Raw genomic sequence first — 20,564 nt, 5'->3', positions numbered from 1 at the left:
CGCGTTGCCTGGCATAGTCCCGAAAGCAACGCGACGACCGCTTCCCCATTCTCAAAAAAAATAACCGCTCCCCCTTGGCATCCGCCGAAAAGGACCTATTATGTTGCGAGGGTCGGATCACGACCGCAGCAAAAAGAAACCCCATGCCTGAAACTTTCAATTCCACCGATATGACGCGGGCTCCGTACCGCACTATCTGGCATCTGGCCTGGCCCCAGATCATCATGATGTTCTTCCACTTCTGCATCGGTCTGGCCGACGTATGGGTGGCGGGACACATAGACCGGCATGTGCAAGCTTCGCTGGGCATCATTACCCAGTCCCTGCTCTTTCTTCTCATCCTCGCCATGGCCGTGGCCAACGGCGCTGTGGCGGCCATCAGCCAGTCCCTCGGAGCAGGCCTCCTGCGCAGGGCCAACCGGTATGTCGGACTCTGTCTCGTCATGGTGCTCATGCTCGGCAGCGTCATCATGTTCGTGGGCCTGCCCTTCAAGACATTCATCGTTACCGCACTCCAGGTGCCGGAAACCATGCGGCCCATCACCCGCTATTTTTTGACCGTCTATCTGTATGTGCTGCCGCCCTACTATCTGCTGACCATAACCAACGCCATCTTCCGCGCTCACAAACAGGTGATGTTCCCGCTCTATTCGATGATCCTGGTAACGACCATCAATGCTGTGCTGGATATCGGCCTCGGCCTCGGCTGGTGGGGATTCCCGGAGATCGGCTTCAAGGGGTTGGCCTGGGCTACGTTCGGCTCGGTGACGGGCGGCGCGCTCTTCAACCTCTTTGTCCTGGCCCGCTGGGGCCTGCTTTGCCGGGCCTGCTTCGCTCCGTGGCGATGGGCCCGCGTCGCGCTGCCCTACCTGCTCAAGGTTGCATGGCCTTCGGGACTGACCCAGATCGTGTGGCAATCAGGCTACCTCTTCCTCTATGCCATCACCGCCAGCCTGCCTTGGGACCCGGTGGACGCGCTCGCAGGAATGGCCGTAGGACTGCGTATCGAGGCGCTGCTCTTCCTGCCCGCCTTCGCCTTCAGCATGACGGCGTCGATCCTCATCGGCCACTATCTGGGTGCGCGGCAGCTTGAAGAGGCTAAACGGTTCGGCTTCCGCATTCTGGGGCTGGGCGTAGTCTCGATCTGTATTTTCACCGTCTGTGTATGGCAGTTTATCCCGGAATGGGTCAGCCTTCTGACCACGGACCCGACCGTAGCCGCGCAGGCCATGAGCTATCTCAAGTGGAATGTTCTGGCCATTCCTTTTACCCTCACGTCCATGATACTGGCCGGGGCACTCAATGGAGCCGGGGCCACCTTTTACAATATGCTCATAATGGGGAGTGCAACCTGGGCTATCAGGCTCCCTCTTGCCTACTATCTTGGTCACTTAGGTATGCGAAGCGCAGAAGGTATCTGGATCGCCATGTTCTGTTCCCAGATTGTCCAGTCACTGACGCTGCTCTATTACTACTCCTTCAAAAACTGGCAGCGTTTCGCTATGATCAAAAACCGCAAAGCAAACAAGGTATCCGCATGACACTAGAATTCGAACCCATCAATCTTAACAGACAGCAGGAATATCACGAATGCCTGGAAGGCTGCCCGCAGCTCATGACCAGTGATTTTTCCTTTGCCAATATATATGGCTGGGCCGAGCACTACGGCCTGGAATGGGCTTTTCACAAAGGGCTGTGCTTCATCCGCCAGACCAGGCCGGAAACCGTATTCTGGGCTCCGGTCGGCCCCTGGGAAAAGTATGAATGGAAGGATTGCAAGGCCATGCAGGAAGGCCGCAAGTTCATACGCGTTCCCGAAGCCCTGACCCGCATGTGGTCCGTTGCCTACGGCAATTCAATTCTCATTGAAGAAAATCGCGACCACTGGGATTACGTCTATGCCGTTGAAGAACTGATCTCCCTCAAGGGAAAGAAATTCCACAAAAAGAAAAACCTGCTCAATCAGTTCATCAAGAGCTACGACTTTGTGTACGAAACCATGCGGCCCGAGTGCGTTGAGGAAGTGCTGGACATGCAGGACGAGTGGTACAAGTGGTATGAGGAGAACAATCCCTCCGAAGCCCTGAAGGCGGAAAACCGGGCCATCACCCGTGTTCTGCACAACTTCGACCAGATCACCAACCTGACCGGCGCGAGCTTGCGAGTGGACGGCAAGGTCATCGCCTACACCGTGGCAGAGCCCCTGTGCAAAGAATCCGTGGTCATCCATTTCGAGAAAGGTAATATCCAGTACAAAGGCATCTACCAGGCGATCAACCAAATGTTCCTTGAAAAGGACGCGGCCGAGTACACCAACGTCAACCGCGAACAGGATCTGGGCGATCCGGGACTGCGTAAGGCCAAGGAGTCCTACAATCCCGCCTTCTTTCTGAAAAAGTTCAATGCCAAGCTGCTCTAGGAAGGAACCGGAGAACCGAGTGTGAGCCTGCTCCTTTCCGCCGCTGCCCCCCGCCGTCGCCTGGCTGTCCTTGGCCTGGATGGACTCCCCCTGTCTCTTGCAAAAGAGCTTGGGACCACCCTGCCGAACATAGGACGGCTGGCCCGACAGGCAACAACGGTTCGGGCGGAACTGCCGGAGCTCTCCCCGGTCAACTGGACCTCGTTCTATACGGGAGAAGGTCCGGAAACACATGGCATTCTGGGATTCTCCCGCATGGACCCGGTCACCTACCGACTGGACGTTGCCAACAGCATGGACGTGCGAGGGCCGACCGTCTTCGACCGATTGGGCGATGCCGGGCTGGTCTCCCGCGTGGTCAACCTGCCCAACACGTATCCGGCGCGTCCCATGCGCGGCATGATCGTGGCGGGATTTGTGGCCCCGGAACTGACGCACGCGGTCTACCCGCCCTTCCTGGCAGACATGCTGTCCCGATCAGGATACCGGCTGGAAGCGGACACAACCAGACGGAACCGGGACCTGGACTATCTGCTGGGAGAATTGCGCCGCACCCTGGAATCCAGGCTCACCGCCCTCTCCCTGCTCTGGGACGATCTGGCCTGGGACCTCTTCGTCCATGTATTTACGGAAACGGACCGGCTCTTCCACTTTGCCATGGATGCGGTGCTTGATGCGGAGCATCCGTATCATACAGCCTGCCTCGGCTTCCTTGCGGACTGGGATGCGGCCATAGGTACGTTCCTGGCCAAATTCGACGCCCTCTCCGGAGAAAAGAGACTATTGGTCCTGGCCGACCATGGCTTCACCCGACTGACCACGGAGGTCTGCGTCAACACATGGCTGAAACAACATGGCTATCTCAGTCTGGACGGAACGCCGGCGGACGAATGGGACGCCTCGTGCATCAGCCGGGAAAGCCGGGCATTTGCCCTTGATCCCGGACGTATCTACCTGCATAAAAAAACAACATTCTCTCGCGGTTCCGTTATGGAGCAGGAGACCAAAGCGCTGCTTGATGCAATCCGCACGGGCCTGATGAACTTGACCTGGAACGGTGAGCGGGTCATGGAAACAGTCCTTTCCGGCGAGGAGTGTTACCCAGGCGAAGGGCTGGAGCATCGCCCGGACCTGATCTGCGTTGCGCGCCCCAGCTTCGATCTCAAGGCCAAATTCGACCGGGACTCTGTTTTCGGCTTGCATGGCCGGACAGGCGCTCATACCGTGGAGGGAGCCATATTTTTCGACAGCGAGGGCGAACAGCCGAAACGCATGAGGGACGTCGGCCGCATCATCCTCGACCATTTCAACATTCGGGACAAATAGCCCATGAGCATAGATTTTGAGAACGACCTGAACGCGGCCCAACGGGAAGCCGTATTTGCCACGGAAGGCCCGGTGCTGGTCATTGCCGGTGCCGGTTCCGGCAAGACCCGGACCATCGTCTACCGCCTTGCCCATCTGGTGGAAAGCGGTGTGGACCCGGCCCAGATACTGCTCCTGACCTTTACCCGCAAGGCCGCGCAGGAAATGCTCGCCAGGGCCGAAAGCATCCTGGGCCGCCCCCTTACCGGTACCAGCGGCGGCACCTTCCACTCGTTTGCCTACGCCACCCTGCGCCGCAATGCAGCCGATATCGGATTCGCCAACGGATTCACCCTCATGGATCGTGCGGACAGCGAAAACGTGTGCAAGGAAGTGAAGGACGTGCTGGAGCTGGGCAAGGGAGATCGTTCCTACCCAAAGAAGGCCACCCTGCTCGACATGATAACCAAGTCGCGCAACAAGGAACTGACCATCGAGGGCGTTCTGGAACGCGAGGCCTACCACCTCTCTCCCTACCTCGAGGATTTGAACACTGTGGCCACCGGCTACGCCCAGTTCAAGCGAGAACATGCCCTCGCCGACTATGACGATCTGCTCTTTCTGCTGGATGAGCTGCTGGAAAAGAACGAGCCGCTGCGCAACCAGCTACAGACCCGATATCGCTACATCATGGTGGACGAATATCAGGACACCAACCTGGTCCAGGCGCGCATAGTCCGCCATCTGGCCGGGACGCGCGGCAACGTCATGGCCGTGGGTGATGACGCGCAGTCCATCTACGCATTCCGTGGTGCGAATGTTGCCAACATTCTTGAATTTCCAAAAATTTTCGAGAGTACGAAAGTCATCCGCCTGGAGAAGAACTATCGTTCTGTGCAACCCATTCTGGATTTGACCAACGAAATCCTGAAAGGAGCGGCCACCAAATTCGATAAGACGCTCTACTCCGACCTGACCAGCGATCAATTGCCGGAAGTCGTCCATCCCATGAGCGACCAGAGCCAGGCCCGGCTGGTGGTGGATGAAATCGTCAAACTAGGACGCAAATACCCGCTCCATGATGTGGCCGTACTCTTTCGCGCGGGCTACCAGTCCTTCCCCCTTGAGGTCGCACTGACCCGTATCGGCATCGACTACCAGAAATTCGGCGGTATCCGATTCCACGAAGCCGCCCACGTCAAGGATGTGCTCTCTTACCTGCGGCTTGTGCAAAACCCCCACGACCTGCTTGCGTGGCAACGCGGGCTGGACCACGTGAAAGGCGTTGGCCCCAAAACGGTTACCAAGATATATCAAGCGGTTCACTCCCGCGACGACAAGTATCTGGGGAAAATGTTCAAAAAGCACGATCAGCTTCGAGAGCTCTTTGCGGAACTGGATGCCCTTCGAGCCCTGCCGCCTCGTCCCGGTGCGCTCATTGAACGCATCCTGACGTTCTATCAGCCTATCCTGGTGGAGAAATACCCGGACGACTACCCCAAGCGACAGGCAGGCCTGGACCAACTGGGGCAGATTGCGGCAGGCTATACGGACATGGAGCAATTCCTGGGCGACCTCAGCCTGGACGGCAACCCGGACGAGGAAGAGCGCAAAGAAAATGCGGTTGTGCTCTCCACGGTCCACTCGGCCAAAGGGCTGGAATGGAGCGCGGTCATCATCATCGATCTGGTGGAAGACCGTTTCCCCTCGCGCAAGGCGATGCAGCGTGCGGAAGATATGGAAGAGGAACGCCGTCTGATGTATGTTGCCTGCACCAGGGCCAAGGAATGCCTCAAGCTGTTCGTTCCGGCGTCGGTATATAATCGGGCCAGCGGGCTCTCCGACCCGACATTGCCAAGCCCGTTCATTCTGGAACTGCCTGCCGGAGTCTATGAACGCAAAAACGAATCGTACGGCGGTGGTTTGCGGTCCGTTACTCCCTTAAAGCAGAGTGAGCCGCCCGCTTCCGCTTCTCCTTCAACAACTGAAGGGAACGGCAGCAAAACACCTCCGACCAAACTGGGATTCTGCAAACACAAGATTTTCGGCAAGGGTAAAATCATCGCCCAGCCCGAATCGAATAAATTCAAGGTCAATTTTCCGGGGTTTGGCATCAAGACCATTGTCGGAGATTATCTAGAACTTCTTTAACAAGCTGGCATATCATGAAAAGTGAAGAACAATTCCTCAAACTCATAGACACCCACTTTGCGAACAAAGGAGAGGCCCTTACCCTTGGTCGGGGAGACGATTGCGCCGTGCTCTCGGGCAAAGGTCCCTATTGCGTCTCCTCGGACCTCTTCCTGGAAGACATCCACTTTCGGCGCGACTATTTTTCCGCAGCGGATATCGGGCACAAAGCCCTTGCCGTCAACATCAGCGACATAGCGGCCATGGGTGCGCTTCCGGTCGCCTTCAACATGGACATCATGGCCCCGGCCGACATCCCGGACGAGTTCTGGGACGAGTTTTTCCACTCCATGTCCACGCTTGCCAGACAAAACGAGATGGTGCTGGCGGGCGGCGATCTCTGCCGTTCCGATAAGCTGGGCATCTCCATCACGATTTTCGGGGTTGCCAAGGGCGACGGGATATTCCTGACGCGTGGCAATTGCGCCCCGGGCGACAAGCTCTTCACAGTGGGAGATCTGGGCATGGCCAGGGTAGGATTCATGGCCCTGGAATCGCTCAAGGACAAGGCGCGCGAGGCTTTCCCCGCAGCCGTCAACGCCCACCTGAGGCCCAAGCCAAAAGTCCTGATAGGCACCTTGCTCAAGGCCGCCGGAGCCAAAGGACTCATGGATGTCTCCGACGGGCTGGCTCGTGACCTTCCCCGGTTCCTTGGCACAAACCTGGGAGCGGACATCACCCTCAAGGGAGAACAGCTCAACGGCAATGTCCTCGCCTTTGCGCTGGCCATGGGCACGGACCCCATTGAAGAAGCGATGCTGGGCGGTGAAGACTACGCCCTGCTCGGATGCGCCGCTCCCCTGGACATGCCGCGCATAGAAACCGTACCGGGACTCACAGTCATAGGCACCGTCACCGACACAGCCGGACTGGTGGTCAACGGCAAACCGTTCGCCGTCGCCGGATTCGACCATTTCGATCAATAGGAGAATTGCCCCCAAAGGAGAGGTACCATGGATAAGGAACTCACTATTCTCGGCTACGTTCGCTCTTCCATCAAGAACCGCAACAGCGCTCCCAAAATGGAAGACGAGCCCGGCGCGGTTCGGGCCAGGATCGAACTGGACCCGTCTTTTGCCGACGGCCTCTACACCATGAAGCCAGGAGCCCAGCTGGATTTGCTGACCTGGTTTCACAAGTCGCCCCGAGAGGTTCTCCAGGTACACCCCCGCGGCAACCCGAATTCTCCACTGCGCGGCGTTTTCACCACCCGTTCGCCCAATCGGCCCAACCCCATCGGGCTGCATCAGGTAACCGTGGTGGCTCTGGAAGCTCCGGCCACCCTCATTGTGGAGCCGCTGGAAGCCATTGATGGCACGCCAGTTATCGACATCAAACCACGGAAAAAGGAACGCAAGGCTTGATGGATTGTTTTGAGGCCACGGAAACCCGTGGCGATGATCATGTAGGTGGATGGATTACAGCAGATGACGGCGCCCGGCTGTGGGTTGATGTCCACGGCACCGGGCGTCCGCTGCTCCTGATACATGGCTGGGGCGCGGGAGCAACCTTCTGGCGGCGCCAGATTCCCCTGGCCGACCATTTTCAGCTGATAGCCCTTGATCTGCGCGGGCACGCACGTTCCAACGCAGTCAGTCGAGATTTCACCATAACGAGGCTGGCTCAGGACTTACATAATATTCTGGAAGGACTTTCCCTGAATGGAGTCATGCTGATCGGCTGGTCCATGGGGGGAGCTGTGATCCTGGAATATTTCCGCAGCTTCGGCGCCGACCGACTGGCAGCCATGGGACTGGTGGAATCCTGCCCTTTTCCCTTTTCCTCGGCGCGTTGGAATATCCATCGCTTCAGAGACAATGACGACACCGCTATGGAGAAAGACCTGCGCAGGCTCGCCGACAACCGTCAAGATTACGGCAAACGTTTTATTGACGGCATGTTTCTATCCTGCAAGGCCCCTCTGCACGCCCTGCATTGGATGCTGAACCAGCACATGGCTGCGGATACAAAGGCCCTGACGGAACTTTACAGAGACTATGTCCGGCGGGACTACACCCCGATACTGCCGACAATAACCCTGCCCTGCCTCGCCGTATACGGCCAGACACGACGTCTTCGCACCGCCAACTCTCCTGGCCGGTTCGTAGCGGGGGCGATCCCCGGCGCGCACCTGATTTCCATGGAGCACAGTGGACACCTTCCTTTTTACGAAGAGCCGGAGCTGTTCAACATGGAGCTTTCTTCCTTTCTCGCAGCCCTGCCGTAAAAACAGGCATCGTCCCCAATTTCAGGAATAAAAAAGCCCGGCTCATCCGAACCGGGCTTTTCAAGATCAGAACTGCGGCACAAGCCGTCGGATAGGCCCGAGCAACCTGTTTACACGGCTGCCGCTGGGGCTATGGACAACGCTGGCACCGCCAGCGGTTTCGAAGGTATAGAACAGTTCAGGGTCAGCCTCACGCGCGACAGCGAGCATCTGCTTCATATCCTTGCGCTTGCACACCACGAACTGGACGGTGACCGGGCCTTCGCAGCCTTCTCCGGCCACAGTGGTGATGCCGTAGCCGGCCTGACGCACCGCGTTGGCGATGGCTGCTCCGAAGCGGGAACTGATGATCCGAACAACGACGTTGCCGAGGGCCATCTTCTTCTCGACCATAATGCCGGTAACATTGCCTCCGGCAAATCCGATGGCATAACAGACACCCAAAAAGGGCTCCTCGCCCACCTTGAGCATCACGGCCGAGGTGCCGAAGACCCAAAGGGTCATTTCCAGACAGCCCAGCACAAAGGCCATGCGGGATTCACCGAGTACCGTAATTACGGTACGCACGGTCCCGATGGTCAGAGACATAAGCTCGACAAAAAATATCACTATGCCCAAAAGCAAGGTATCCACAGGCATCGCCATCCCTCCACAGGTGAAATCGGGTGCAGAAGTAAGGGCGATATGACATTGGGTCAAGCCTTTTTTTCGCACAAAAAAAAGGCGGTTTCGTTACGAAACCGCCCTTATTTTTTCCGTAATGAATCAGGCTACTTCTTGAGCCAGCTCATCATCTGGCGCAGGCGGCCGCCCACTTCCTCGACCTGGGTCTCGGCATTGTTGCGGCGCAGGGTCTTCAGACCGACCTGACCGGCCTTGTTGTCCAGGATGAAGTCACGGGCAAACTTGCCGGACTGAATGTCATGCAGCACGCGGCGCATTTCCGCACGAGTCTCGTCGGTGATGATGCGGGGGCCGGTGACGTAGTCGCCGTACTCGGCGGTCTCGGAGATGGAGTACCGCATGTTGGCCATGCCGCCCTCGTACATCAAGTCGACAATCAGCTTCATCTCGTGCAGGCACTCGAAGTAAGCCATCTCCGGCTGGTAGCCAGCTTCCACCAGGGTATCGAAACCAGCCTTGCACAGGGCGGTCAGGCCACCGCAAAGCACGGCCTGCTCACCGAACAGGTCGGTCTCGGTCTCTTCCTTGAAGGTAGTCTTGATGACACCGGAGCGGGTGCCGCCGATGCCCTTGGCGTAGGCCAGAGCGATCTCGGTGGCCTTGCCGGAAGCGTCGGCCTCGACAGCGACCAGGCAGGGCACGCCGCCGCCTTCGGTGAAGGTACGACGAACCAGATGGCCCGGCCCCTTGGGGGCGATCATGACGCAGTCCACGCCCTTGGGAGGAACAATCTGCTGGAAGTGGATATTGAAACCATGGCCGAAGGCAATGATGTTGCCTTCCTGCAGGTACGGGAGAATTTCGTTGGCAAAGACCTCGGCCTGATACTGGTCAGGCAGCAGAATCATGATCAGGTCGGCCTTGCGGGCAGCCTCGGCTACGGACATGGGCTCGAAGCCGTGCTCCTTGGCCAGATCAAAGTTGGGTCCGCCAGGACGCTGAGCTACGATGACGTTCACGCCGGAATCACGCAGGTTCTGGGCATGAGCGTGGCCCTGGCTGCCGTAACCGACAACGGCCACAACCTTGTCCTTCAACAGACTCAGGTCCGCATCATTCTCATAATACACTTTCATGGGATTTACTCCTGATATTTTAAGCCACTTGGGCTGTCATTAGCACATATGTCAACACGCGAAAGCCCGGACCGAGGGCTTGCACCCCGGGTCCGGGACATTGCCTGATTACTAAGAATTAAATGTCGATCTGCATGGAACGCTGCATGGCGACGTTCCCGGTACGCGCAATCTCCTTGATCCCGAATCGGGTCAACAGATTGATAAGCGCACCTATCTTGCCTTGATCGCCTGTGACCTCCACGGTCACTTCGTCCGGGCTCACGTCTACAACCTTGCAACGGAAGATGTCAACAATTCGCAGTACCTCGGCCCTTCGGGAATCCTCGGCATTGACCTTCAACAGAACCATCTCCCGCTCCACCGACTTCAACTCGGTCAAATCCTTGACTTTGATGGTCGGGATCAACTTGCGGAGCTGTTTGACGATCTGCTCTACTATGGCATCATCCCCCTCGGCGACAATGGTCATCTGAGAGACGCCCTTTTCAAGGGTCGGCGCCACGTTCAAGGAATAGATATTGAAACCGCGCCCGCTGAAAAGCCCCGCCACACGGGACAAAACACCCGGCTCGTTCTCGACCGTAACGGAAAGTGTGTGTTTGTTCATGTTCCCGGCCTCCTACACCAACAACATCTCGGTCAACGAGGCACCGGCAGGCACCATCGGGTAGACGTTCTCTTCCTTTTCCACCCGAATGTCCACGATGACAGGCTTGTCCACCGCAAATGCTTCGCGCAAAGTCTTTTCCACATCCTTCTTTTCGGTCACGCGGTAGCCAACGGCCCCGTAGGCCTCGGCCAGCTTGACGAAATCGGGCTGGGCATCCATGCAGGTTTCGCAATAGTTCTTTTCATAGAACAATTCCTGCCACTGCCGGACCATGCCGAGATAGCCGTTATTGAGGATGACGATCTTCACGGGCAACTTGTTGCAGACAACGGTCATCATCTCCTGAATGCACATCTGGATGGAACCGTCACCGGCGATATCGATCACCAGCTTGTCCGGAAAGGCCCGCTGTGCGCCCATGGCGGCCGGGAAGCCGTATCCCATGGTACCCAGGCCGCCGGAAGTCAGCAACGTATTGGGCTTGGTGTATTTGTAGAACTGGGCAGCCCACATCTGGTTCTGGCCCACTTCGGTGGCGATAATTGCATCACCTTTGGTCAATTCATAAATTTTTTCCACAACATACTGCGGTTTGATGGTGCCTTCGGTGTCCTTGTAGGTCAACGGATGTTCCCTAGCCCACTTCTGCACCTGATCAACCCACGGCTTGTGGTCGCTCTTCCAGTCGAACTCCTCCAGTGTGGACTTGGTCTCCTTTTTGAGGGCCGCCAAGGCGTGTTTGCAGTCGGCCACAAGCGGCACATGGACGGAGACGTTCTTCTGAATGGAAGTCGGGTCCACATCGATATGAACGATGGTAGCCCGGGGAGCGAAGGTTGCCAGTTTCCCGGTCACACGGTCATCAAACCGCGCACCGGCCGCCAGCAGCAGATCGCAATTATTCACCGCCATATTGGCGGCATAGGTACCGTGCATACCGAGCATTCCCAGAGACAGCTCGTCATCACCGGGAAAGGCTCCAAGGCCCATGAGTGTGGAAGTAACCGGAATGCTCAGGGTCCGGGCCAGCCAGGTCAATTCCTCGTGGCTGCCAGAGGTGATGACGCCACCGCCGGAGTATATCAACGGCCGTTTGGCTTCCTTGAGCAGTTTGACAACCTTGCGGATCTGGCCGATGTGCGGCTTGCTCGTAGGCTTGTAGCTGCGCATATCCACCTTGTCCGGGTATTCAAACTCGGTAATCTGAGTCTGTATGTCCTTCGGCAAATCCACCAGGACAGGACCCGGCCGACCAGAGCGAGCCAGATAAAAGGCCTGCTTGATGGTCTTGGCCAGGTCCTTGATGTCCTGGACAAGATAATTGTGCTTGGTACACGGCCGGGTAATGCCGACAATGTCCACTTCCTGGAAGGCATCGTTTCCGATCAGAGCGCGGGGCACCTGGCCGGTAAAAATGACCACCGGAATGGAATCGGCGTAGGCCGTGGCGATACCAGTAACGGTATTCGTCGCGCCGGGGCCGGAGGTGACTAGGCAGACCCCTACCCGCCCTGTGGCGCGGGCATAACCGTCGGCAGCGTGAATGGCGCCCTGTTCGTGGCGCACTAGAATGTGCTCGACGGAGGATCTCGGTATTTCGTCATAGATGTCAATCACGGCTCCACCCGGGAAACCGAACATAACATCAACCCCTTCCTTCTCCAGACACTTGAGGAGTATCTGGGCCCCGGTCAATTTCATACTACGCCTCCATGGACCGATATTTATCCAGCAGGGTCTGCAAGGTGGTCTTGCCTGCCAGCTTTTTCTTCTTGAGTTCCTTCATCTCCTGCATTTCGGTGGGCGACAGGAAGCTCTTGGACTCAAGCTTTTCCAACATTTTTTCATACGTAACATGTTGATCCCACAGGGACTTCAACTGAACATCTTCGGTCCCGTACTTCTCAATGAGTTTGATGTCATCGGATTCCATGTCCCGCTCCTTTGTTAAGTTTACCGGCTGTCCTCCTACTGGAACACCCGCCAATCGGGCTCAGCCGCACTCACTATGACCAGGTGTTTTTTCCTGCTGGCGTGCCCACGCGCTATGGAAACCTGGTTTTTCTTCAATCGCAAAAGGTCGGCGACATAGGCCACAAGCGCCTTGTTGGCCTTGTTGTCGACCGCAGGGGCAGCGAGACGTACTCTGACACATTCCTGGTACACCCCGGCGACCTCCGTTTTTCGGGCGCCCGGCTGAACCCAGACGGCCAGACGCCATCCCTGCTCACTCCTGCTGACAAATTCTGGTTGAGAGATATGGCAACAACCGCCTTAGTCAACCTTTTTCAGGTATTTAACTTTCGCTTCCAGCTCTTCCACCTTCTCCCTTTCAGGATCCGGCATCTCCAACATTTCCAGATGGGATTTGATCAACCCCTTCAGTTGGACCTCGAAACGGGTGCGCTGTCGCTTGAGCCCTTCGACCTCTTCATGGACCTGAGCCAACCGGTTGTGGCCCTGCTGAACCATTCCGTCCGCTTTGGACCGCGCCTCGTCAATGATGAGCTGCGCTTCCTTTCCGGCTGCGACCTTGAGGTCATCCACCATTTTCTGCGTGCTCATCAGCGTGTCCCGCAGAGTCTCGTCTCGCTGGCGGTATTCCTTGACCGAAAGTTCCAGTTGTTTGATCTTTCGGCGCAGCGCTTTCTGATTGTCGGCAGCCTCACCCAAAGCATCGGCCAGTTCCAACATGAACTGGTCGACCTCCAGGCGCGAATAGCCGAACATGCGCCGTGAAAATTGTTTGTTGAGAAGATCGATTTTGGACACTGTTGCCATAGTACCCTCCTAATCCGTCTACATCATGCCGGAACTGCGCAAGGACATGGCCAGATAGCCGAGGTTCTGCACCACGACAATCTTGCACACCTGGATGGCAAGAAGGACCACGATGGGAGACAGGTCGAACCCGCCCACCACAGCAAAGGGAATCCACCGGCGAATGCGGTAGAAAACCGGCTCGGTCACCCCGCGCAGAAAACGAACGATGGGGTTGTAGGGATCGGGATTAACCCAGGAAAGCAACGCAGAGATAATGACAATCCAGAAATAAATGGAAAGAACAGCGTCGATAACGAAAGCAGCCGCCTGGACCAATGTCCCAAGAAAACCCATGAATCCTCCAGAATTGCGGACCTGACATCAGTCCGCATGGTATAGTGTCAATTGCCCACAATTTCGCACACAGGGTAGTAAGAATCAAGCCCTAAAACGCTTTGCCCCGCTCTTTATAGCAACGTTGCATGACCCCGCGAATGTCCCAAAAATTATTGATGTGCACTTCGGCCCGCAACGTTGGGGCGCGGTGTGCCCAAAAGCGGACGCCTGCCCCTTCGGCAGCCTTCTCGTCCACCTTTGTGTCACCAATGTAGGCCAGTTCATCCGGGGCAACGCCAAGCTCTTCCATGATCCGGAAAAGCCCTTCCGAGGACGGTTTGGGATGGGTGGTCAGATTAGCGGTTATCACAGGCCGGAAAAAACCCTCCAAATCCATCATGCGCAGGATATTCTCCATGAAGGTCCGGCTGGTATTGACCGCGAGGAAAAAACCGGCCGAGCGCAGCCACTCCAAGAACTCGCGCACCCCTTCGGATCGCTTCAGGTGGCACGTCAGCTTGGAATCGTCGAAACTCCGAACAATGTCCCACGCCCTCTCGTACATTTCATCCGTAGGCGCAAGATAGTGCAGGGCTTCGGCATGGGTTCGACTGTGAACGTACAGCTTTTCACTCGGAGTCAGCGGCGGCAGGCCGAGCTTTTCTTTTATTTCGCTGTAATAACGCATATTCGCGTCATACGAATCAATGAGAACGCCGTCGCAATCAAAAACGACCGCGCGGACCCCCTCCACCAGGCGGGGGTCCATCAAAGGATTGGCTATGACCATTCAGCCTCCAAAAAGTTTAACGAATTACCGCCATGGTCACTTCGCGCAGGGCCAGGGGTAATTTTTCAGGCGCTCTGCGGCGTCCGGAAAACCGCCAGGCAGGCTGCGTGGCCACGACCGTACCGGCAGGCAGGCCGAGTTTTTCATCGGCCGGGGAGAACGCGATATCCCGGTCCTCCCATAATGAATAAATTTCGTTGTCCACGCACACCAGGACATCGTCCCGGGAGATAAAGGCAGGCAAGGCCTCGACGATCCGCTGCCACGGCAGTTGGACCTCCTGGCCGTCCGATACGCCGCCGGTGTGGCTTTCGGCCTCGCCAAGGGCGACAACCCCGGCTTCAAGGCGGTCGTCGTCTTCCACGCCCAGCCCCTTATCCATGGCGGACCAGGCGTTCTTGACGGTCTCCTCCAACCCCTGAAGCTCCAGCATCCGTTCCTCGAAATACCAGGCCAGCAAAAGGACAAACTGCGCCTTGGCTTTGGCCTCACGGGCCTCCCGCTCGTCCTTATCCCCATTGTTGTCCGCAAACTGGCGCATGAGCTGCGCCTGGATGGACATGGACGAACCCTCGTAATAGTCGTCGGCGCTAACGGCACCGTAGTATGCCATTTCGCCCGGGTCCTTGAACTGTTCTCCAAAACGGATGGAGTCATTGATGAGCGCGGTTGCCGTCTTGGCGTCCAGCGGAAGATCCTTGGGCCTGAACCCTTCCGGGTCCGGCTCGTCGGTCATGCCGGGATCAAAAAAACAAACCAGGGAAACGAGGTCTTCGGGAAACAGATAGGTATGCATGTAGGGAAAGGCCAACAGCATGGACGACTCCTTGATTTCACTCATTCTCTACCGTCGCCGGCGCTCCGTGGTAATGTCGGCAGCGTCCCTCGCAAACCGGCAGGCACAGCAGGCACAGGCTCTCAGCGACATGCAGGCAGGCCGGGGCCCCGGCCTCCGCATCGTATTCAAATCGCTCGCAACGAAAAGTCTTTCTCGCCAGCCGCTGAAACTGAAGGGCCCAAAGTTCGGGAACGGCATCCGGCTCCACCCGAAAACTTTCGGCCCTGACCAAAAACGCTTCGTAGGCATCGGCCCAGTGCTCCAGCACATCACACCGATATCCGGCATCATATCCCGGATTGAGGTGTTCCTCGTACAGGCAGCGCCCGCACTGAAAATGTCGGCACCCTTCTCCGGGCAGTCTCGCGATCTCGGCCATGGTGTTTCCGTACGTCCGGGACAGCTCCCGAAGCTTTTGGAAGATGTATAGTCCCACCCAATGATTGTAAAGGGATAACGTCCCGCCCCGGCCGCGGCCACACCTGTCGGGTAACAGCTGCATATCCTTGACCTGCCTTGGGGCCGGGTGTATAGGCAAAGTCAACTCATCACTCAAGACGTTTATTATTGGAGGCTATACATGATCGGCGGATTTGGCATCTGGGAACTTTTGATTATTCTCGTCATCGTGCTAGTCATATTCGGTGCCAAGAAGCTGCCGGAAATCGGCGGCGGCATCGGACAAGCCATCAGCAATTTCAAGAAGGCCAGCAGCGAGCCCCAAGAAATCGACGTTACCCCCAAAAAGGAAAACGAAGAGAAGAAGGAAGACTAAGTCTTTCGGGTAAACGAGAAAAAAAAGCGCCGACTGCATGCAGTCGGCGCTTTTTTTTGGCTTTTGTGCCAATTCCGAATCACTTTGCGGACAATCCGGCAATCTTGTAGCTCAGTCCCCTTTGTGGCAGAAAGGCCTGCAAGCGAGACGCCAGTCGATCTCCGTTCAAAAGCCGGAACGTCCATGTCGCTCCCACTCCGGTGGACTGCATATCCATGTCCTCCAACTGAACATCCTGAACAGAGGAATCCCACCCCCGCAAAACTCTGTCAAACTCAAGCACGGCATCAGGCGTGAACCATCCGGTAACGGAAAGTGAATGTTCCTCGGCGCGAGCCTCGGCCTCCTCCTCACGAATGAAATAATGCGACCATAACTTGTACCAAAGTCCGGGGATATCCTTGCCGACGGATGTCCATTCCCGTTCCTTTGTCTCTAGACGTCCGCGATAAACATCCTTCTCACGGGCACGTTCCAGCGTGAACCGGGGCAGACCTTCGTCCGCGACCTGCAACCCGCTCAACACTTCCAGATGCTGCATTAGCACAAGCGTCTCCCCGTCCAGATCGGCAGGCAGTGCCACCGAGGCGGGAACAGGTCGAACAGCGGTTGTCATCAGCCCCAACCCTTTGAGCCCCTGACGAAGTGCCTGCTTGTTGACGGTAACGTCCAGGTTCAGAATCAGCCCAGCCTCGGAAGACTCGGTTGAAAGCACCTTGTACCCCATAATATAGGGTTCGGCCCGGTCTGTGAGATATTCCTTGAAATATTCCACACGGGCTTCATCCAGTTTGCCCGGCAGCATGTTCTCGGACGCATCCAGCACGGCCTGCGCAAAGCCTTCGGCCATGGCCGATGCCCGCAGCTGCATGGCTGAAACGCCCTCTTCCATGGGTTTGAAAACCCGTACCTCGGCAGCTCCGGCGGCAGCGCACCAGAGAGAGGATACTAGCACCAACGATATAAAAGAGATTAAGACTTTACGCATTACCGCCCTCCTCGGCAGGAACTTCCGCCGGAGTCTCCTCCGGTTGCGCGGGCGGGTCCAGAACTATGACCAACCGACAGTTGCCCACGGCATCGGCCGAACGCATGACAGCCCGAACCAGACGTGCCATGGCGGTTGAAATAATCAGATCGGTCCGCCAGGAACCATAGGCGCTGACAGCCTTGACGACCAGCGGATGCTGGCCCACCCGCTCCTTGAGCAGGGAGGGATCGGCGGTAGCCGAATAGGCGGCCACGCCCTTGTCGATGGCATTCTGGCGACTGACCAAAAACGCACCGTAGACCCCAAGCCCGTCCTGACCATAAATGACCGGAGTTAGGGCCGGGGTGACACTCAGGCCGCGCGCGTCCACGACCACACCGGTGTATCCGCCGCCCCCAGCGCCCACCGGCTCGGGCTCGTTCTCTTCATAAGAAAAGCTCTGTTCCATGGATGTGGAAAGCTTTGGCGGAATGCCGCTCTGGAATTGGATGGTGGTGGGCAAAACAAATTCGGCAAGCTTGCCCCGCAGTGATTCCGAGACTCGCACCTCGCCACCCTCGGCATAGAGGGCAGGTCGATTGAGGGGGGAATTCTGAACCACGCCTCGGACCCTGGCACCAAGGTCGTCATCCTCGGAGAGGAAGGTGCCAACCGTGCTTCGGGCGTCGATGCGAATGCCCAAAATCATGTCCAGCAATTGCTTGCGGGCACCGGATACGGCCTTGCGGACTGCGATGGCCCCGGCCTGGGTCTCGCCATCGGCCGAAGCCCCGAGAAGCCGGGCTACGGCAAGCTCGCCATTGCCCCAGGCTATGGTGCCGCCCTGCCCCACAGGTTGCACATATCCCTGAAAAGCGTATGCCGAGGCCGAAACGGCCAGAAGCAACGTCAGGGTCAATAAGAATTTGCGAATAAGCATAGGTGAGTTCTGTCCTTGCGTGCGGTCCCGCGTACGGCGGGCGTTGAAAAAACAACCTCGCATGTACCCCGCTTGCCGCTTTTCCGCAAGCGGCTTGCACCCCGCTGCGCCGGGTGGTAGCCTCGAACATCCCAGACTAAATGGAGTAACCATGCTGATACACCTGATGCAACACGGCGTCTGCCTTCCCGAAGAACTGGACCCCCGTCAACCCCTGAGTCCTGTAGGCCGTGAGGCTGCGGAGAAGACGGCTCGTGCCGCGGCCATGCTCGGCCTCAGCTTTGAGCTGGTGCTGGCAAGCCCCAAGGTCCGGTCAAGACAGACTGCCGAGATCATGTCCAAGGCCACCGGCTATCCCGTGTCGCGCATACAGGAGACAGAGGCTGTCAAAGCGATGGCCACTCCGCAGGCAACCATTGACTTTATCAGAGAGTACGAAGGGCTGGACAGTGTACTGATTACAGGCCATCTGCCTTCACTGGCCAAGGTCGCTTCAACCTTGCTGACCGGAGGGACCGGCCTGGCAATCCGCATTGAAAACGCCGGCCTGATGCAGATAGACCTGCCGGAAAAAGGAAACGGGATCTTGAACTGGTATCTCAACCCGACACAACTGGCGCTGATGGCAGGCTAATCCTCCCGGCCGTTCAGCCAGGAAACGACGCAATCGGCGACGGCTTCATTTTCCCCAGGTGAAAACCAACGGATATCCTCTTCCTTGCGGAACCAGGTGATCTGCCGCTTGGCATACGAACGGGTATTTTTAATCCATCGCCACTTGGCCTCGTCCAGGGACAAGCCCTCGTTCAGATAGGCCAGCAACTCGGCACAGCCGATGCCGGTCCATCCCGGAGCCTGCGCATCCGGGCAACGGGTGCGGGCGGCCTCGGCCTCTTCGAGCGCCCCGGCGGTCAGCATGGCATCAATGCGCCGGGCAAGGTGCGGCTCCAGAGCTTCCAGGGTGATGCTCATGCCGATCTTCAACGCATCATACGGCGCTGGTGTATGCTCGCCGTTTTCATGCCACCAGCTCATGGTTTTGCCGGTTGCAAGAAACACTTCCGCAGCCCTGGCATTTCGCTGCGTGTCATTGGGGTGGATGACGGCGGCATATTTGGGATCGTTCTCGACCAATTCGGCATGAAGAGCCTGCGGGCCTTCCCGCCTGATCCGCTCCTGCACCTGTTCCCGAACGTCAGCCGGAATTTCCGGAATGGGCGCTATGCCACTGAGAAGAGAGCGCAAATAAAGTCCGGTTCCGCCAACAAGGATCGGCAAACGCCCTTCCTCGCGCACTGCCTCTATCTTCTCCACAGCCAGTTCCACAAACCGGGCCGCACTCATCTTTTCTTCTGTAGGCAAAAAGCCGTACAGAAGATGGGGACACGCCGCCCGTTCTTCCGCATCGGGCTGGGCCGTAATGATCGGAAAATCCCGATAAACCTGCCGGGAATCAAAATTGACCACACTCGCGGGAATACGACGGGACACGGCGATTGCCGCAGCGGTCTTTCCCGTGCCGGTCGGACCAAGCAGACAGACGATGGGCGGTTTACTTCTTTTCATTGTGCCCGTGTTTGTCGCCGCATCCATAGCCGGTGCCATACTTGATGTGCAGGGCCTTGACCACAGGGCCGGGAACAAGGCCGCAGATATCGCCGCCATACATGGCGACTTCCTTGACGATGGTCGAGCTAAGGTACATCCACTTGAAGTCCGTAATCATGAAAACCGTCTGGATCTCGCAGTCCAGCTTACGGTTCATCAGCGCCATCTGAAATTCGTACTCGAAGTCGGATACGGCGCGCAGCCCACGCAGGACAGACCCGGCCCCCTTTTCGTTCACATAATCAATGAGCAACGAGTTGAAGGGATCGACGATGATGTTGGCATCGTCCCGGAAGACTTCCTTGGCCAGCGCCACCCTCTCCCCAATGGTAAAGAGCGTCTTCTTCGGCGTGGATTCGGCTATGGCGAGAATAACTTTGTCGAACACCCTGAGTCCACGCCGTATGAGGCTGACATGCCCCATGGTCAACGGATCGAAGGTGCCGGGATAGACTGCAAGCCGAGGGTTCAATTCCGCCATACGATAATCCTGGTTTGACCGTATTCACGGTCTGTTAACAGTTCAAGTTCGGACAAAGGGCCTTCCTCGGGCGGTCGTACCGAGGTCTCCACCTCGGCCACAATCAATCCGCCTTCGGCCGCCCAGCCTTTATTCAACGCCAATTCAAGTGCCGGCGCAAGCAATCCCTTCCCATAGGGAGGGTCGATAAAAAGCAGATCGAACGGGGCTTGCGGCGGTGTGTTCAACACCGAGAACAAGTCCTTGGGAACAACCCGAAACCGTTTGCGGTCTACGCTCAGGGTCTTGAGATTCTCCCGAATCAGAGCAGCCGCCTTGTTCGCCTTTTCCACAAACCAGGCTTCAGGCACTCCACGGCTCAGGCATTCTATACCAAGGCTGCCGCTCCCTGCGAACAGATCGATGACCCGCGCCGAGTCGAAATCCACTCCACGGGCCTGGAGCATGGAAAAGACAGACTCGCGCACCTTCATGGTGGCGGGCCGGTACCCCGGACCTTCGCAGGTCTTGATGGTCCGGCCCTTCAATTCTCCGCCAACTACTCGCATG

General features: G+C 57.3%; 25 protein-coding genes. 9 read left to right on the top strand and 16 right to left on the bottom strand.

Annotated features, from left to right (window positions below; translation table 11 throughout):
* The first annotated feature begins 143 nt into the window (after positions 1-143).
* From ACI0FG_RS06785 to ACI0FG_RS06755, 7 genes are read left to right on the top strand one after another with little or no spacing between them, the layout of a single operon-like run.
* A complete protein-coding gene (locus tag ACI0FG_RS06785; RefSeq protein ID WP_419787787.1) occupies positions 144-1,541 on the top strand; it encodes an MATE family efflux transporter in 1,398 nt (465 codons plus the stop codon).
* On the top strand, positions 1,538-2,419 hold the full coding sequence (locus tag ACI0FG_RS06780; RefSeq protein WP_419787786.1) for a DUF2156 domain-containing protein: 882 nt from the start codon (positions 1,538-1,540) through the stop codon (positions 2,417-2,419). Before ACI0FG_RS06785 ends, ACI0FG_RS06780 begins: the two co-directional genes overlap by 4 nt.
* Positions 2,420-2,440: 21 nt before the next feature.
* The gene (locus tag ACI0FG_RS06775) at positions 2,441-3,745 is read left to right on the top strand and encodes an alkaline phosphatase family protein (protein ID WP_419787785.1); all 1,305 of its coding nucleotides are present in this window, start codon (positions 2,441-2,443) and stop codon (positions 3,743-3,745) included.
* Positions 3,746-3,748: 3 nt separating this feature from the next.
* On the top strand, positions 3,749-5,875 hold the full coding sequence (locus tag ACI0FG_RS06770; RefSeq protein ID WP_419787784.1) for an ATP-dependent helicase: 2,127 nt from the start codon (positions 3,749-3,751) through the stop codon (positions 5,873-5,875).
* A gap of 14 nt (positions 5,876-5,889) precedes the next feature.
* On the top strand, positions 5,890-6,840 hold the full coding sequence (gene thiL / locus ACI0FG_RS06765; RefSeq protein WP_419787783.1) for a thiamine-phosphate kinase: 951 nt from the start codon (positions 5,890-5,892) through the stop codon (positions 6,838-6,840).
* A gap of 27 nt (positions 6,841-6,867) precedes the next feature.
* Positions 6,868-7,278 carry a tRNA (N6-threonylcarbamoyladenosine(37)-N6)-methyltransferase TrmO gene (gene tsaA / locus ACI0FG_RS06760; RefSeq protein WP_419787782.1) on the top strand — a complete coding sequence of 137 codons (411 nt, stop codon included), beginning with the start codon at positions 6,868-6,870 and terminating at the stop codon, positions 7,276-7,278.
* Entirely contained in the window at positions 7,278-8,141 is an 864-nt protein-coding gene (locus ACI0FG_RS06755) for an alpha/beta fold hydrolase (RefSeq protein ID WP_419788369.1), read from the top strand. The genes tsaA and ACI0FG_RS06755 overlap by 1 nt, the downstream gene beginning before the upstream one ends.
* A gap of 66 nt (positions 8,142-8,207) precedes the next feature.
* Here the strand turns inward: ACI0FG_RS06755 and ACI0FG_RS06750 are convergent, their stop codons facing one another.
* From ACI0FG_RS06750 to ACI0FG_RS06700, 11 genes are all read right to left on the bottom strand, one after another.
* Positions 8,208-8,780 carry a DUF2179 domain-containing protein gene (locus ACI0FG_RS06750; RefSeq protein WP_419787781.1) on the bottom strand — a complete coding sequence of 191 codons (573 nt, stop codon included), beginning with the start codon at positions 8,778-8,780 and terminating at the stop codon, positions 8,208-8,210.
* 131 nt (positions 8,781-8,911) lie between these two features.
* Positions 8,912-9,901 (bottom strand): ketol-acid reductoisomerase, encoded by a 990-nt coding sequence (gene ilvC, locus ACI0FG_RS06745; RefSeq protein ID WP_419787780.1) that lies wholly within the window; start codon positions 9,899-9,901, stop codon positions 8,912-8,914.
* 118 nt (positions 9,902-10,019) lie between these two features.
* Positions 10,020-10,511, bottom strand: a complete 492-nt coding sequence (gene ilvN / locus ACI0FG_RS06740; RefSeq protein ID WP_419787779.1) for an acetolactate synthase small subunit — start codon at positions 10,509-10,511, stop codon at positions 10,020-10,022.
* A 12-nt stretch (positions 10,512-10,523) separates the two neighbouring features.
* Positions 10,524-12,215 (bottom strand): biosynthetic-type acetolactate synthase large subunit, encoded by a 1,692-nt coding sequence (ilvB, locus tag ACI0FG_RS06735; protein ID WP_419787778.1) that lies wholly within the window; start codon positions 12,213-12,215, stop codon positions 10,524-10,526.
* Between the two features lies 1 nt (position 12,216).
* Positions 12,217-12,447 carry a DUF465 domain-containing protein gene (locus ACI0FG_RS06730; protein WP_419787777.1) on the bottom strand — a complete coding sequence of 77 codons (231 nt, stop codon included), beginning with the start codon at positions 12,445-12,447 and terminating at the stop codon, positions 12,217-12,219.
* Positions 12,448-12,482: 35 nt separating this feature from the next.
* Positions 12,483-12,728 (bottom strand): DUF167 domain-containing protein, encoded by a 246-nt coding sequence (locus ACI0FG_RS06725; RefSeq protein ID WP_419788368.1) that lies wholly within the window; start codon positions 12,726-12,728, stop codon positions 12,483-12,485.
* 60 nt (positions 12,729-12,788) lie between these two features.
* Complete coding sequence (locus ACI0FG_RS06720; protein WP_419787776.1) at positions 12,789-13,295, bottom strand: DivIVA domain-containing protein; 507 nt, start codon at positions 13,293-13,295, stop codon at positions 12,789-12,791.
* A gap of 18 nt (positions 13,296-13,313) precedes the next feature.
* The gene (locus ACI0FG_RS06715) at positions 13,314-13,631 is read right to left on the bottom strand and encodes a YggT family protein (RefSeq protein WP_419787775.1); all 318 of its coding nucleotides are present in this window, start codon (positions 13,629-13,631) and stop codon (positions 13,314-13,316) included.
* A 91-nt stretch (positions 13,632-13,722) separates the two neighbouring features.
* Complete coding sequence (locus ACI0FG_RS06710) at positions 13,723-14,403, bottom strand: HAD family hydrolase (protein WP_419787774.1); 681 nt, start codon at positions 14,401-14,403, stop codon at positions 13,723-13,725.
* A 16-nt stretch (positions 14,404-14,419) separates the two neighbouring features.
* Positions 14,420-15,244 carry a hypothetical protein gene (locus ACI0FG_RS06705; protein ID WP_419787773.1) on the bottom strand — a complete coding sequence of 275 codons (825 nt, stop codon included), beginning with the start codon at positions 15,242-15,244 and terminating at the stop codon, positions 14,420-14,422.
* On the bottom strand, positions 15,237-15,620 hold the full coding sequence (locus tag ACI0FG_RS06700; RefSeq protein ID WP_419787772.1) for a hypothetical protein: 384 nt from the start codon (positions 15,618-15,620) through the stop codon (positions 15,237-15,239). Before ACI0FG_RS06700 ends, ACI0FG_RS06705 begins: the two co-directional genes overlap by 8 nt.
* Before the next feature lie 201 nt (positions 15,621-15,821).
* Between ACI0FG_RS06700 and tatA the strand changes: the two genes are divergently transcribed.
* A complete protein-coding gene (gene tatA, locus ACI0FG_RS06695; protein ID WP_419787771.1) occupies positions 15,822-16,016 on the top strand; it encodes a twin-arginine translocase TatA/TatE family subunit in 195 nt (64 codons plus the stop codon).
* A 79-nt stretch (positions 16,017-16,095) separates the two neighbouring features.
* On the opposite strand, the gene ACI0FG_RS06690 is transcribed toward tatA, so the two are convergent.
* Both ACI0FG_RS06690 and ACI0FG_RS06685 read right to left on the bottom strand, forming a co-directional pair.
* A complete protein-coding gene (locus ACI0FG_RS06690) occupies positions 16,096-17,004 on the bottom strand; it encodes a hypothetical protein (RefSeq protein ID WP_419787770.1) in 909 nt (302 codons plus the stop codon).
* Positions 16,997-17,926 carry a hypothetical protein gene (locus tag ACI0FG_RS06685; RefSeq protein WP_419787769.1) on the bottom strand — a complete coding sequence of 310 codons (930 nt, stop codon included), beginning with the start codon at positions 17,924-17,926 and terminating at the stop codon, positions 16,997-16,999. The genes ACI0FG_RS06690 and ACI0FG_RS06685 overlap by 8 nt, the downstream gene beginning before the upstream one ends.
* Positions 17,927-18,077: 151 nt before the next feature.
* Here ACI0FG_RS06685 and ACI0FG_RS06680 point away from each other — a divergent pair, with 151 nt between their 5' ends.
* Complete coding sequence (locus tag ACI0FG_RS06680; RefSeq protein WP_419787768.1) at positions 18,078-18,560, top strand: SixA phosphatase family protein; 483 nt, start codon at positions 18,078-18,080, stop codon at positions 18,558-18,560.
* Here the strand turns inward: ACI0FG_RS06680 and miaA are convergent.
* From miaA to rsmD, 3 genes are read right to left on the bottom strand one after another with little or no spacing between them, the layout of a single operon-like run.
* Positions 18,557-19,492, bottom strand: coding sequence for a tRNA (adenosine(37)-N6)-dimethylallyltransferase MiaA (miaA, locus tag ACI0FG_RS06675; protein WP_419787767.1), 936 nt, complete (start codon positions 19,490-19,492; stop codon positions 18,557-18,559). The two genes, ACI0FG_RS06680 and miaA, sit on opposite strands and share 4 nt — an antisense overlap.
* A complete protein-coding gene (gene coaD, locus ACI0FG_RS06670) occupies positions 19,479-20,015 on the bottom strand; it encodes a pantetheine-phosphate adenylyltransferase (protein ID WP_419787766.1) in 537 nt (178 codons plus the stop codon). The genes miaA and coaD overlap by 14 nt, the downstream gene beginning before the upstream one ends.
* Positions 20,003-20,563 (bottom strand): 16S rRNA (guanine(966)-N(2))-methyltransferase RsmD, encoded by a 561-nt coding sequence (gene rsmD / locus ACI0FG_RS06665; RefSeq protein ID WP_419787765.1) that lies wholly within the window; start codon positions 20,561-20,563, stop codon positions 20,003-20,005. Before rsmD ends, coaD begins: the two co-directional genes overlap by 13 nt.
* Between the last annotated feature and the right edge of the window lies 1 nt (position 20,564).

The organism is Pseudodesulfovibrio sp. 7M6 (assembly GCF_050058625.1).
Classification (GTDB): domain Bacteria; phylum Desulfobacterota; class Desulfovibrionia; order Desulfovibrionales; family Desulfovibrionaceae; genus Pseudodesulfovibrio; species Pseudodesulfovibrio salinus.
Note: the sequence above shows the minus strand (reverse complement) of the source record. Positions and strands in the feature narration are given on the sequence as shown.

What these genes read in the sequence shown, in the direction of transcription:
- tsaA (WP_419787782.1), top strand. Translation starts at nt 6,868, where the DNA reads ATGGATAAGGAACTCACTATTCTCGGCTACGTTCGCTCTTCCATCAAG.
- ACI0FG_RS06690 (WP_419787770.1), bottom strand. Translation starts at nt 17,004, where the DNA reads ATGCGTAAAGTCTTAATCTCTTTTATATCGTTGGTGCTAGTATCCTCT.
- ACI0FG_RS06755 (WP_419788369.1), top strand. Translation starts at nt 7,278, where the DNA reads ATGGATTGTTTTGAGGCCACGGAAACCCGTGGCGATGATCATGTAGGT.
- ACI0FG_RS06785 (WP_419787787.1), top strand. Translation starts at nt 144, where the DNA reads ATGCCTGAAACTTTCAATTCCACCGATATGACGCGGGCTCCGTACCGC.
- ACI0FG_RS06750 (WP_419787781.1), bottom strand. Translation starts at nt 8,780, where the DNA reads ATGCCTGTGGATACCTTGCTTTTGGGCATAGTGATATTTTTTGTCGAG.
- ACI0FG_RS06770 (WP_419787784.1), top strand. Translation starts at nt 3,749, where the DNA reads ATGAGCATAGATTTTGAGAACGACCTGAACGCGGCCCAACGGGAAGCC.
- ACI0FG_RS06715 (WP_419787775.1), bottom strand. Translation starts at nt 13,631, where the DNA reads ATGGGTTTTCTTGGGACATTGGTCCAGGCGGCTGCTTTCGTTATCGAC.
- tatA (WP_419787771.1), top strand. Translation starts at nt 15,822, where the DNA reads ATGATCGGCGGATTTGGCATCTGGGAACTTTTGATTATTCTCGTCATC.
- ilvN (WP_419787779.1), bottom strand. Translation starts at nt 10,511, where the DNA reads ATGAACAAACACACACTTTCCGTTACGGTCGAGAACGAGCCGGGTGTT.
- ACI0FG_RS06680 (WP_419787768.1), top strand. Translation starts at nt 18,078, where the DNA reads ATGCTGATACACCTGATGCAACACGGCGTCTGCCTTCCCGAAGAACTG.
- ACI0FG_RS06710 (WP_419787774.1), bottom strand. Translation starts at nt 14,403, where the DNA reads ATGGTCATAGCCAATCCTTTGATGGACCCCCGCCTGGTGGAGGGGGTC.
- ACI0FG_RS06705 (WP_419787773.1), bottom strand. Translation starts at nt 15,244, where the DNA reads ATGAGTGAAATCAAGGAGTCGTCCATGCTGTTGGCCTTTCCCTACATG.
- ACI0FG_RS06685 (WP_419787769.1), bottom strand. Translation starts at nt 17,926, where the DNA reads ATGCTTATTCGCAAATTCTTATTGACCCTGACGTTGCTTCTGGCCGTT.
- ilvB (WP_419787778.1), bottom strand. Translation starts at nt 12,215, where the DNA reads ATGAAATTGACCGGGGCCCAGATACTCCTCAAGTGTCTGGAGAAGGAA.
- ACI0FG_RS06730 (WP_419787777.1), bottom strand. Translation starts at nt 12,447, where the DNA reads ATGGAATCCGATGACATCAAACTCATTGAGAAGTACGGGACCGAAGAT.
- ACI0FG_RS06720 (WP_419787776.1), bottom strand. Translation starts at nt 13,295, where the DNA reads ATGGCAACAGTGTCCAAAATCGATCTTCTCAACAAACAATTTTCACGG.
- coaD (WP_419787766.1), bottom strand. Translation starts at nt 20,015, where the DNA reads ATGGCGGAATTGAACCCTCGGCTTGCAGTCTATCCCGGCACCTTCGAT.
- rsmD (WP_419787765.1), bottom strand. Translation starts at nt 20,563, where the DNA reads ATGCGAGTAGTTGGCGGAGAATTGAAGGGCCGGACCATCAAGACCTGC.
- ilvC (WP_419787780.1), bottom strand. Translation starts at nt 9,901, where the DNA reads ATGAAAGTGTATTATGAGAATGATGCGGACCTGAGTCTGTTGAAGGAC.
- ACI0FG_RS06700 (WP_419787772.1), bottom strand. Translation starts at nt 15,620, where the DNA reads ATGGCCGAGATCGCGAGACTGCCCGGAGAAGGGTGCCGACATTTTCAG.
- miaA (WP_419787767.1), bottom strand. Translation starts at nt 19,492, where the DNA reads ATGAAAAGAAGTAAACCGCCCATCGTCTGTCTGCTTGGTCCGACCGGC.
- thiL (WP_419787783.1), top strand. Translation starts at nt 5,890, where the DNA reads ATGAAAAGTGAAGAACAATTCCTCAAACTCATAGACACCCACTTTGCG.
- ACI0FG_RS06780 (WP_419787786.1), top strand. Translation starts at nt 1,538, where the DNA reads ATGACACTAGAATTCGAACCCATCAATCTTAACAGACAGCAGGAATAT.